The organism is Psychrobacter sp. AOP22-C1-C5, assembly GCF_052378885.1.
GTDB lineage: Bacteria > Pseudomonadota > Gammaproteobacteria > Pseudomonadales > Moraxellaceae > Psychrobacter.
The window spans coordinates 102753-116067 of the sequence record NZ_JBQSYC010000007.1 but is presented as its reverse complement, the minus strand read 5'-3'; the positions used below and the strand labels follow the sequence as shown (position 1 = coordinate 116067).

At 45.9% G+C, this 13315-nt stretch carries 6 protein-coding genes; all 6 read left to right on the top strand.

The features are described from left to right. Positions 1-233 precede the first annotated feature (233 nt). The 6 genes from ACT3TH_RS10520 to ACT3TH_RS10495 all read left to right on the top strand — a co-directional run bounded on the left by ACT3TH_RS10520 (position 234) and on the right by ACT3TH_RS10495 (position 13164). Entirely contained in the window at positions 234-1343 is a 1110-nt protein-coding gene (locus ACT3TH_RS10520; protein WP_444755782.1) for a lipase secretion chaperone, read from the top strand. Between the two features lie 342 nt (positions 1344-1685). Next, positions 1686-2174 carry an META domain-containing protein gene (locus tag ACT3TH_RS10515; RefSeq protein ID WP_444755781.1) on the top strand — a complete coding sequence of 163 codons (489 nt, stop codon included), beginning with the start codon at positions 1686-1688 and terminating at the stop codon, positions 2172-2174. 328 nt (positions 2175-2502) lie between these two features. Next, a complete protein-coding gene (locus tag ACT3TH_RS10510) occupies positions 2503-3531 on the top strand; it encodes a Xaa-Pro aminopeptidase (protein WP_444755780.1) in 1029 nt (342 codons plus the stop codon). Positions 3532-3761: 230 nt separating this feature from the next. Next, the gene (locus tag ACT3TH_RS10505; RefSeq protein ID WP_444755779.1) at positions 3762-4421 is read left to right on the top strand and encodes a hypothetical protein; all 660 of its coding nucleotides are present in this window, start codon (positions 3762-3764) and stop codon (positions 4419-4421) included. 178 nt (positions 4422-4599) lie between these two features. Beyond that, positions 4600-6546 carry a hypothetical protein gene (locus ACT3TH_RS10500; RefSeq protein ID WP_444755778.1) on the top strand — a complete coding sequence of 649 codons (1947 nt, stop codon included), beginning with the start codon at positions 4600-4602 and terminating at the stop codon, positions 6544-6546. Positions 6547-6951: 405 nt separating this feature from the next. Continuing rightward, positions 6952-13164 carry a DNA repair ATPase gene (locus ACT3TH_RS10495; RefSeq protein WP_444755777.1) on the top strand — a complete coding sequence of 2071 codons (6213 nt, stop codon included), beginning with the start codon at positions 6952-6954 and terminating at the stop codon, positions 13162-13164. Positions 13165-13315: the final 151 nt, after the last annotated feature.

Sequence of the window (13315 nt, the reverse complement as noted above, 5' to 3'; positions counted from 1 at the left end):
GGGTCAATCACTTTGACTCTGTTTCTATATCAAAGCTTTTTATATCAAAGCTATAAATAGTCGGTTCAAAATAAAAGAAATATACCTTCAATAGCATGGTGCTGAGATAAATTTTTTTCGCTTGCTAGACGCTTTTTACTCCAGAAACTTCGAAACACTCATCTCGGCAATATTGTATTTTTTTAAAATAAATCGACCATATAAACTGACTGATCAAATAAGGTGCCTTCGCTATGTCAAATAACCGCCGTTCGCCTTTTTTGTTCATCGCGATTATCGCTGTGATAATCCTTATGACGGTAGCGATTATCTTATGGTTCAAACCTAAAAATAGCCGCACCGTATTTTCTCAGTCTCCTTTCACCACGATAAGTAATGAGATTGCCAACCTCTCGATAGACATGACCAATTTTAATGATAAGGTTGATCCGTCATCCAATCAAAATAGTACGCCATTTACCACAGGGCTAGAAAATTTACCGCGTTCTTTGCAAGGGACTACTGTCGATGGTGAGATTATCATCGATGAGCAAAAACAACTGGTCGTCACCGAAGGCTTACGGCGCTTGTTTGATTATTTTTTATCAGCGTTTGGTGAAGAAGAGGACACCGTCATCTATGACCGCGTGAAAAGCTATATCCGCAATCACACGCCAGAGCCTGCTGCCAGTCAAGCCATAACTATATTTGACCAGTATGTGGCGTATCTCAAAGCACTCCCAGAGATAGAAAAACGTTACGGCAATCTGCAATTGCAAGCGACAGAAAATGGCGAGCTGGATTTGAACGCGGTAGCGCAGCAAAAGCAAGATGTGGCAAAGCTCCGTCAACAGCATTTCGCCAAACAAACCATTACTGCTTTTTTTGGGGCGCAAGAGGAGTATGACAATTATAGTGTTGAGATGATTAGAATCAACCAAAACGATCAGCTATCTGACGCCCAAAAAGAAGTGGCAAGGCAGGACTATATTAGCCGTATGCCAAACAACTTAGCCAAAGCTAACATCGAGCAACAAGCCAATCTAAATGCGTTGATCAGTCGTACAGAACAGATGAAAGCAAAAGGCGCAACGGCAGAGGAATTATATAAGATGCGTCGTGAGTTGGTAGGTGCGCCAGCCGCGGCAAGATTGGCACAAGTAGATCAAGAAGATGCGAGTTTCGATCAACGTTTCAATCAGTATCAAGCCCAAAAACAGCGTTTGCTCAGCCAAAATGTAGATAGCGCCCAAGCACAAACCGAGCTTAATCAAATTGAGCAGCAATTGTTTGATGAGAGTGAGCGTAAACGTTTAGCGGGTTACGCTGCTCTGCAACAACAGAAAGCAGCCAATACTAATTAAATGTCTGGCGGTTGAATGAAAGATAGTTTTGAGTATGAATGTTTCTATTTTGAGTATGAATGGCTGTAAGAATAAAATAGCTAAAAAAGTATGATCGTAAAAAACGAATAGCAGCTAATGCTTAGTCTCGCAAGACGCATTAGCAAAACAGTTATAAAGTCGAACAAATATCAGAGCAATCGCATACCTAACTTATAAAGACGGGTAAGTATCAAATGTGCATAATGGCGACATTGTTTAGGTTAGCAAATAAAACAATGAACAAATGATAATAAGAGCTACTATTTAGAATAAACAACATTGCCGTTCTTTATTCTAAGTAAAACTACTAGAGGCATTAAGATGAAAAATATGACAAAAATGATGATGGCTGCGACTCTTGCGGTCGGTACACTTGCTGCCGGTTGCCAAACCACTCCTAGCGTGACGGCCCCAGTCGCTCAGCCTGTGACAAATGAGGCGCTACAAGCGTACAACTGGCAGCTCGTCGATGCCAAACGTACCAACGGGGACAAAATCAGCCAGCTATTTATTAATCCAGCCAAACCATTGACGTTAAACTTCTTTAAAGACAACGGCAATAACCGCGTTAGCTTTATGAACACCTGTAACAATATGGGCGCTCAGTACAGTGTTGTGAATGGCAACGTAGAGATCAAAAATGGTATCAGCACGTTGATGGCATGCCCTGAGCCGCAAGCAAGCTTTGATACAGCGACGTTAGCGACTGTACAAGGCAAATACAGCATCAACAAAAATGCCAACAACACACCTATCTTGACCATCAAAAACGACAGTCAAGTAGCTTATTTCAAAGCCATTGCCAAATAATTAGTCCTTACAGATAAGAAGCTGACGCTCGCAGTTTTTTGGATAAAATTTAAGATGCCTCACTAAAAAGTGGGGCATTTTTTTGTCCAAATAAAAGTCCAATGTACGTTACACTAGATAAAACCTTCTAAGCTCGTAACGGGCTTATAGGGAATTCAATACAAATATAAATGCACTACTACTGAGATAAATTTTGCGTAGCCTCTGTCTATGAAATCACAGTAGGCGATAAGAATTTATCCCAGTAGAACATGATGACCGTATGTACTACTTTCATTTTAGATCGACCATATCTCACATTTATCAGCACTCTATTGGACTGTCTCTCATGGTGAAAACTTCTGTATCAAAACCGACTGTGTTAAGAACAAGTACTTTAAAACCGACTATAAACATAATAAGCAGCACGATTGCTGTAGGTACTCTCAGCGTATTAACAGGCTGCCAGACGCTACCGAATACGGAAGCTTCCAACACTGCGCTCAATACGACCAATAATCTACTTACGGCTCGCATGTCTGCCATAGACCGTCAAGGGTACATCGCTTATGTAGAGGAGCAGGGAGTCGGCACAGCCAAAATATCGACGCTCTATAGTATCCGCCCAGATGGTAGCAATCGCCAAATGATTGACCAATTAAATGGCTATATTTATGCACCGACGTGGTCAGCGGATGGTCAAAAGCTCGCTTATAGCAAGCAAGCCCCGCGCCAACATCCAAAGATTCATATTTATGATCGCAACAGCAAAACGCATCAGCTGATTGTGGATAGCGAGGGTAGCAATCTATCAGCGTCGTTTTCACCTGATGGACAAAAACTGCTGTATAGCTCGACGGTTGGCGGCAATGCTGATATCTATGAGAGGCGTTTGAGCGACGGTAGTACCAGACAACTCACTACCTTGCCCAGCACTGAGGTTCAGCCAAGCTACGCCGCCGATGGCAAAAGTTTCGTCTATACCAGTGATAAAGTCCGCGCTGGCCGACCCAGTATCTATCGTTATAGCTTTGCTACAGGTAACGCCGTACCCGTATCGACAGGGAGTTATGCCGCCAGTCCTCAACTTAGCTTTGATGGTCAGCGCATGGCGTACCTCAATGGTCGCAAGGCAGCGGTCATGACGCTCGCCACAGGACAAATTACTAATTTGGCAGAAACTGGACTTGATGAACCAGCACGTTTGTCGCCCTCTGGACAATATGCTGTTTATCCCACACGCAATTCAAATTTGGGCGGGCAAGTCGGCGGACAGAGCGGTGGTAGTTTGGTCATTCACTCATTGTCTGGTAACACCAGCTATGCCATTAGTAGTAAGGCAGGCGGAGTAATGCGATCACCAGTCTGGGGACGATAAAGGCAAAACCTATGTATTATGTAATGAAATGTATATATAATCATTAACAAAGAAACATAAGTTGATTCTATAGTCTTAAGTTTCTGCGGTTGTTTGTTTGAAAATACAGGGTATCAAAATCGTCTAAGCCAATTGTTATAAAACCCCATCATACCAAGCCCCATCATACCGAGTTGTGTCACCGAATCATAAAGACAGTGAATTGGGTGAACAAAAGGAGCGTACGTAACATGCAAGAATCTTTTTTAGTCTTTATTACTAAAATCAGTTTATACCCCACGGTTATTTTTACAGGGCTTGTGATGTTCGTGACGTTATATTGGGTTGTGTCTTTACTTGGTATGACAGACATGGATACCGTAGACATTGGTGAGTCAGGCGGTGATGCTGATATCGCAAACTTATCTTCAACTGGTTTTTTTACGGGCCTCATGCTCAAGTTTGGTCTGTATGGTGTGCCTTTAATTATCATACTAAGTTTAGTTAGTTTAATTGGTTGGGTACTCAGTTATCTATATACCAGCTTTTTACATCAGAATTTTGACTCTGGCCTTTTGTATTATGTCTTTGGTACAGGGGCGCTTATTTTTGTGTTGGTCATATCGATGTGGCTCACGGGCATGATTATTGCGCCTATTCGCAAAAACATCGCCAATATCCCCAAACGCAATGCCGCTAGCAATCTCGGTAAAATCGCCATCGTGCGCACGCTCAGTGTGACAAACGAACATGGCGAAGCCGAACTTAGCGATGGCGGCGCAGGATTGATTTTAAAAATTCGGTCAGAGACGCAAGACAGCTTGCTCAAAAAAGGCGATGAAGTGGTATTGGTAGAGTATATAGCGGCCGCCAATATTTATCGCGTGGCACCTGTTAAAGTTAAAAAATAAATCATAAATTTACGTGCGAAGGTGGCTTTTTATTATCGTTTTTGCGGTATAAGTCATCTGAAACATAGTCGCACGGCATCGCTTTTGACGCATATAAGAGATAAAAAATTAGTGGGTTTATAAGAAAAGTATTAACGGTTTCAAATTTGATTGGAATGTTTTCATTAAAGGAATGAACATGGACATACTCATTATCGTCGGCGTAGTTGTGGTGCTGGCGTTTGTTTTTATTATGGCAGCACTTTTGATGCTCAAAGCCTTTTATATTAAGGTGGATCAGGGCACAGCACTTATTATTAACGGCGTCAATAAAATCGCTGTACGCTTTGATGGTGGCTTTGTGTGGCCAGTCATCAACAAAAAAGAACTCATGAGAATCTCGTTGCTCACTCTAGAGGTGGACAGACGTGGTAAGGAAGGGCTGATTTGCGCTGACAATATGCGTGCGGATATCACTGTTGCATTTTATTTGCGTGTTAACGAAACCGAAGAAGACGTGCTTAAAGTGGCCAAATCGGTTGGGGTGGACAGAGCCTCAGACAAGGTAGCGGTCAACGAGTTATTTAATGCAAAATTCTCAGAAGCACTCAAGACGGTTGGTAAACAGATTGATTTCGTTAAGTTGTTTGAAAACCGCAGCCAGTTCCGTGACAGCATTGTTCAAGAAATAGGTAACGATCTAAACGGCTATATCCTAGAAGATGTGGCGATTGACTACTTGGAACAAACGCCAAAGACATCATTAGATTCAAGTAATATCTTAGATGCTGAAGGTATCAAAAAGATTACGCAGCTAACGGCTTTTCAAAACGTCATTACCAATGAGCTTGAGCGCGACGAAGAGCTGGCGGTCAAAAAGAAAAACGTCGAAACTGTCGAAGCCATGCTCGAGCTGGAGCGTCAACAAGCCGATGCGGAAGCCAAGCAAAAGCGTGAAATCTCGTCAGTGATTGCGAGGGAAACCGCTGAAACGCGTAAGATCGAAGAAGAAGAGCGCAAAAAATCTGAAACCGCCGTCATCATGGTTGAACAAGACTTGGCGATTCAGCGTGAAAACCAACAGCGCGAAATCGAAGTCGCGGGGCAGAATCGCCTGCGTGCCGTGGTCATCGAAGAAGAGAAGGTGACACGTGCTCGTGATTTAGAAATCGTCTCTCGTGAGCGTGAAGTTGACTTACAACGTATCGAAGCTGAACGCGCGATTGAGCTTGAGAAAAAAGAAATCGCCAACGTCATTCGTGAACGCATCGCGGTAGACAAAACCGTCGCCCAAGAAGAAGAGCGTATCAAAGAAGTTCGCGAAGTGAGCGAAGCCGAGCGTTCTAAACAAACGCGCGTACTGGCAGCAGAAGCGGACGCGGAAGAGATCAAAGTGCGTCAGGTGAAAAAAGCGGAAGCAGAAGAGCTGTCTGCCAAGCATAAAGCAGTCGAAATCACCACGCTTGCCAATGCCAATCTGGAAGCCGCGGCAAAAGACTCGGAAGCCAAGATTAGAATGGCAGAAGGCATCAAGGCAGAAGAATCGGCACATGGTTTCGCTGAAGCTGCTATCCAAGAAGCCAAAGCCGCTTCTTTAGAAAAAGAAGGCGTTGCCAAAGCTAATATTATCAAAGCGACTGGCCAGGCTGAGGCACAATCAGAGCGCGAAAAAGGCATGGCAGATGCCGAGATTATCGCAGCACGTGGTGAGTCGAATGCCAAAGCAGAGCGTGACGTTGGCTTGGCAAAAGCCGAAGTTACCCGTGCGCATTTCCAAGCTGAAGCCGATGGTTTGGTCGAAAAATTCAATGCGATGGGTAGCATGAGCAAAGAAGCACGCGAGCACGAAGAGTTCCGTATGGGTCTTGAAACGGCATTGCAAGAAGCCATGGCATCGATTGATGCTGGTAAAGAGATTGCTAAAGAAAACGCTGAAGTCTTAGCAGTCGCGCTCCAAAAAGCCAAGATCGATATCGTGGGCGGTGAAGCGCACTTCTTTGATAACTTTGCCAAGTCCTTGTCGATTGGTAAAGCCATCGATGGCCTCGCTGGCAAGTCAGACACGCTAAGCGGTCTTATCAATACTATGATGGCCAATCAGGTCATGACCAAAGCCAACAAATCGAATGATGATAAGCCTGCTTAAGTGACGTGCGACGGGTATCAATACGCATTTTGCCGCTTAGGTGGCAAGGTGCTGTAGCCAACTCATTAATAGTATTATCAATACAGTCAGTTCGAAATAAGATCGATATGTTAATAGCTATTTGCTTCTGAGGTAAATTTTCATTGCTTGCTGCTAAACAGAGGTGGCGAAAAATTTATTTCAGGAGCGATCATCTTGCTAATACGGTAACGGTTTTAAAATGAATCGACTATAGTAATCGCGAATATTAACGAGTTGGCTAATCTAAGAAAATCCATTGTTATCAAGGTTTTTTTAGATTAGCCCAGCGCTGCTTTTATAAAAGGTTTGTTTAATAACCTAACTCTTCTCCCAAGTTTTATCTTATTTTCCCTATTGCCTAACAATAAAAATGGACGAGCAACGATGGCGGATACGCAAAAACCAACCGATTCGGCTAGCAAAACCACCGACAATCAAGCTGAGCAAACCGATCAGGCGGTGGCCTCAGGCAATGCCTATGAGCTGATCAAAAAACGCCTAACGGAGCAAGGTAGCCGCCTAGAGCAGCAAACGGCCAAGCTCAATCAAGCGCGTCTGGCGGAGTTTGGCAGCACGCAGATGCAAGTCATTGCTCGCACGCGCATTCGTACCGAATACAACTGTGTGGCGCAGGACATGGTACAAGTCGGCGGCTATTTGTTGTTTGGCTACAATGTCTTTATGGGGCTCAAACGTGCAAGTAACATCAAAGACGTGCTGTCGCTGTATCGTTTGGTCGAACCTGCCGACCCGCAAAACGAGCGTGTGGTAAGCGCTGATCATGTTGATGACGGCAATGACCGCAATAATGATGACCATATTAATGAGCAAGGCGCTAAAACGTCTGACGCCAATGACACCAGCGACAGTGTAAGCAGTAATGAGCAAGACTATCGCTTAGAAGAAGTGGATTTAAAGGGTACTTTTTTAGATCAAGACGCCTTTGTCCAAGATTTCAATGAGCTGTATCGCTATTACAAGCAGACGCGCCTGATTCAGCTGACGGTCAAAGACAGCAAACTGCTATTGGCGTTTCAGATTGGTGAGCGTATCACTGACATCCGCGTCTTTCGTTTTGCGTTGGACTTTAGCCAAGGTACGCCAGAGTCAGCGCAAGTCGCTTACGTGGACAATAGAGGCGAGCGCGACATTGAGCTGCCACCTGCTTATGATTTTGACTGGATTGACACCACGCGCGATCAGATGATCAACGGCAAGTACCCGCATATGAATATCTTGGATACGATATTTGTAGAAACCGTGGGCGGTGATTTGACCATTAAGATTGAGAATAACACGCAATCAGGGCAGGGTATTTATAGCGAGCCTGTCAATGATCGCACCCAGTCGCTGACCGATGCTGAGATTGCTTATGCCAAAGTCGGCAGCTTAATCTTACTCAAGATACGGCCTTATCGCGAAGACAGTTATCGTTATTTTGTTTATAACACCTTGACCGAAGCGGTGCTGCGCCTAGATGCCATTGGTCAGTCGTGTGTCCAGCTCCCAGAAGATCATGGCATTATCTTCCCTGGTGGCTATTATTTGCAGACAGGCGAGTACAAGTTGTTCGACGCCAATACGGTGGGTGCTAAAGACTTAAAGTTTAAACGCAAGATTGTCTCGCCAAATGGTGAAGACGTGTTGTTTTTGTTTTATGACATCGGTTTGGGTATCACGGGTCTGTTCCCTTATAACCTGATCAAAAAACAGTTGGCAAATCCCATTTATTGTAACGGAATGGCGCTGGCAGATAGTGGGCGTTTGGTGCTGTTCAATGATCAAAGTGAGCCGTCGCGCATTCACCCGATGCAGATATGGCACACGCCTTACGCTTCACCTGAATACGTCAGTGAGTTGCCAGAGAGCACCAGCTTCTATGGCAAAATCGGCAACAAAGAGTTGGTACGCGGCATCTCCGACCTTTATAGCATCACCCGCTTAATTGACAATCAAAGCGTGTCGCAAAAGCTCTATGAGGAGTTGGCTGACAATACCAGCCGCCTGTTTGATAGCTATTATTGGCTGTCTGAGCCAGATTTGAGCGAGATTGCAGGCAGTATCAAAGCCGTCACTGCCACCGCCGAGCTGGTCATCGACGAGTTTGCCAAAGTTCAAAGCATTCAAAAGCAAACCCAAACCGCTCTTAGTGACGCTGAGACGCAGCAAGATGAGATATTGCGGCAAATACGCGTCACCACTTTTGTGTCAGCGAGCGACTATGTAGAGCAGCTCTCGGCGTTAAGACGACAAAAAGGCCGCTTGGTGGGTTTAGAGGAGCTGCGTTATTTAGACAGTGATAAGTTGCAAGCGCTGCAAACTCAATTAGAAGAGGCAGAGGGCGAGCTTGCCGAAAAAACCGTGCTGTTTTTAAGCGGCGACAAAGCATTATCGAGCTACGAAGAGATTTTGGGGGATGTGAGTGAGCGTTTAAACACAGCGGAAACCAACGCCGAGCTAAAGCCTGTGTTAGACAAAATCGATGAGACGGCGCAAGGTCTAGACTTACTGACCGAACTGCTCGGAACGTTGGACGTGGCTGATGCCACTGTACGCACGCAAATCATCGACGACATCTCGACCATTTATGCCAATTTAAATCAAAGCAAAGCCAAGCTCAATCACAAGCGCAAAAACTTAGGCTCGGCGGAAGCGGTGGCACAGTTTGGTGCGCAGTTTAAGCTCTTGGGTCAGTCGGTTGCCAATGCTTTATCAATTGCCAATACGCCTGAAAAATCAGACGAGCAAATGGCAAAATTGTTGGTGCAATTAGAAGAGCTAGAAAGCCAGTTCGCAGATCCAGAAACCAGTAACGGCGATCAGTTTTTAGCAGATATCATCAGTAAGCGCGAAGAGGTTTATGAAACCTTTGAAAATCATAAACAGCAATTGCTCGATGCCCGCAACCGCAAGGCGCAAAACTTAGGCGATGGCGCACTACGTATGCTTGAGAGTATCAAAAAGCGCACGCAAAGCACGGGTGTCACGGGTTTTACTGAGGAAGACGCATTAAACACGTACTTTGCGGCTGATGGCTTAGTTCAAAAAGTACGTAACATCGCAAAAGAGCTACAAGCAATGGGCTTTAGTGTCAAAGCCGATGACATCGATGCGCGCCTAAAGGCCATTCAGATTGAAAGCTATAAGCGTCTGAAAGACAAGTCGGATTTGTTTGAAGACGGCGGACAAATCATCAAACTTGGCAAGCATCGCTTTTCGGTCAATACTCAGCCGCTAGATTTAACCTTACTCAGTCGTCAGCAGACCGATGGCAAGCGGGTGCTCAACCTGCATCTTACAGGCACAGACTATTACGAAGTGCTCGACAATGCCGAGCTAAACGCCTTGCGACCGTACTGGGAGATGAACATTGCCTCCGAGTCTCACACCATTTACCGCGCCGAATACTTGGCGTATAGCATCATTGAGAGCGCCAAAAATAACCAAGACGGCCTGACTGAAGCTGAGCTGTATCGCGCCTACGACGAAACCGCCAGCACTATCAGCTCTCTCGATAACAATAGCGATATCGATAGCAACAGCCCACTTGCCAAACTGGTCAAAACCTACGCGACTCCGCGCTATCAGCTCGGTTACGAAAAAGGTATCCATGACCATGATGCCGCGCTGTTATTGATGCAAATATTGCCAACGCTGCGAGAGGCGGGCTTATTGATTTATACCCCGCAAGTTCGCGCATTGGCACAGCTCTTCTATTGGCAATTGAGCCTAGTACAAACGCTCGGTTTAGAGCCGCTGCGTCAGCTTGGCTATGATACTTGGTTAAATGAGGCGACACTTATCCGCATAAGCAACTGGCTAGATCGAGCAGTGACTGCAGAGCAATTGCGCCGTACCTTAGGCAGTGACACCGCCAAAGCCTTATTGGTTGAGGACATGACCCACGTCATGCGTGGCTTTGTTGCCGCTTATCATGATGGGCAATTGGACTTAGAAGCGAAGCAGGACAATAGTGTCTTTATACAAAGTAATGTACAGCTTGCGAGTGAGTACTTGGTAAGCGTGATGGGACAGTCAGCGGCGTCCGATGCCGATGTGCATAAAACGCTCAACTGGCAGACCAGTAGGCAGGCCGAGCAGCTGTGCGAGCAATTGAGCAGCACCTTAAACAGTCCTTCAGGCAACCTCAAACAGACGGCGGGTTTTGAGCAATTACAGTCGGCTATCAGTAAGCTTGGCTTGCAACCCAAATCTGCTTATGAGCTATTAGCCACCTGGTTTTATGCGTTACTCGACAGAACCTATAGTAGCAGCGAGCAAGTAGAAAGCACGGACAATGGCGGCGAGCCACTGAGTGAAGCAGAGCTTGCTGAAATCGAAGAAAAAGCGGCGCTACGCAAGCAGCAATTAGACAGCGGTCGCCATTATGTGCCCGAAGCGATTGCTATCTTACTGACGCAGTTAAACGATGCCCAGCGCGATGCCTTAGTACAACGCCTAATCGATGCAGGCGCAAATCTTGAAAAAGGCGGCGCGAAAAAAGACGCAACTAACGCATCGTCCACTTTGTCATTCTCCTCGACGTCCGCGCTAAGCGGTATCAACAATCCGCTCAATCAAGTACAAAGCTTTGAGCGCAGTACGGGCAAAGTGTCACTTGAGATACAAGTACACAATCTACTAGGCGAGCATGAGCGTATTCACCAGCAGACGCTACGTTTTTCTGTCGATGGTTTTTTAAACCGTTTGCATCATCACGACACGCAAGTGATCCCTGCTTATAAGCGCTACCTTGCCATGCGCTCAGAGATTTTGCATGACGCAAAAGACGCCTTGCGACTGGACGAATTTATGCCACGTCCCTTGTCTTCGTTTGTGCGCAACCGCCTGATTAATGAAAGCTACTTGCCGCTCATCGGTGACAATCTTGCCAAGCAAATGGGCACAGTGGGCGATGACAAGCGTACCGACTTGATGGGTATCCTCATGATGATATCGCCCCCAGGTTATGGCAAAACGACCTTGATGGAGTACGTGGCCAACCGTCTTGGCCTCATCTTTATGAAGATTAACTGTCCCTCACTTGGTCACGATGTCACCTCGTTAGATCCCGAAAAAGCGCCCAATGCCACTGCAAGAGAAGAGTTAAATAAAATCAACTTAGCCTTTGAGATGGGCAATAACGTCATGCTCTATCTCGATGATATTCAGCATACACACGCTGAATTTTTACAAAAATTTATCTCGCTCGGTGACGGTACGCGCCGTATCGATGGCGTCTGGCAAGGCAAAACCAAAACCTATGACATGCGCGGCAAAAAGTTCTGCGTGGTCATGGCGGGTAACCCCTATACCGAAAGCGGCGAGGCCTTTAAAGTGCCAGACATGCTCGCCAACCGTGCTGATATCTATAACCTAGGCGATATCATGAGCGGGATGGAAGAGATCTTTGCGCTCAGTTATATCGAAAACGCGTTGACATCTAACGCGGTATTAGCGCCACTTGCCAATCGCGATCTTGCCGATGTCCATCGCTTGATTAAGATGGCGCGGACGGACAATGCCAATGCGATGCAGGCGCAAAGTAGCGATCTGACCTATCCGTATAGCAGCTCAGAGATTAATGAGATTACGGCCATCTTGCGCCATATGTTTGCGGTGCAAGAAGTGATCCTCGATGTCAACCAAGCTTATATCGCGTCTGCCTCACAAGATGATAAGTATCGCGTTGAGCCGATATTTAAGCTACAGGGCAGTTATCGTAATATGAATAAAATGACCGAAAAGTTATCGGCGGTCATGAACGACAGCGAGCTGAACCAACTTATCGACGATCATTATCTGGGTGAGTCGCAGCTCTTGACTCAAGGCGCAGAGAGCAATCTGCTTAAGCTTGGCGAGATGCGCGGAACTTTAACGCAGGAAGAGTCAGAGCGCTGGGCGCAAATCAAAACCGACTTCTTACGCAATAAAGCCATGGGCGGCGAAGATGGCGATACGGGCGCGCGCATCGTCGCGCAATTGGTGGACTTAGCGAATGGCTTCAATACGATTAGTAGCCAGTTTGATAAATACTTAAGCCAAAACGACCCTGAACAAATCGCCCGCTTGCGAGAATCAGGGCAACAAGTGCAGATAGAGGCGCAACTCGAATCACAAAAAATCCTCGCCGATAGCTTTATTAACAATGCCAAAGTCGTCAGTGACAGCATCGATAATGGCTTTGAAAAAAGCATGACGCAGCTGACACAGCTGACACAGCTCTATAAGCATGATCATAAAGCGGAAAGCGAGTACCTCAAACAAAATCAAGAGATGCAAAAACAGCTGATGGTACAGCTGGTCGGCGCGGTTGAGCAATTGGCGCAAAAAATGGCTGAGAGCTTATCGGACAATCAACTTTATCGTGAAAAGAGAGACGCGCAGCAGGCTATAGAGACAGACACGCCTGACGCAAATGTACCTGATATTGCCGAGCAAACCGCGCTCATGGCAAACGCCCTTAAGCAAGCATTAGAGCCGCTGACGATGCGTATGGATGAGAAGCTTGCTATCGATACCAGCACCGATCAATCCGGTAAGCTGATCGTCAATAGTCTCAACCGATTGAATAAAATATTTGACGACTATGATTAATGGCTATGAGTAGCGCCGTTCTACTGGTATAAATTTTCCTCGCTAGCTGTTCGGGGGTGTGACAGAGGCGTGGAAAAATTCAGCACAGTAGAACGGTATTCAGTTTAAAATGAATGGGCTACGATTCGTACTTATGATCAATCAATCGTAG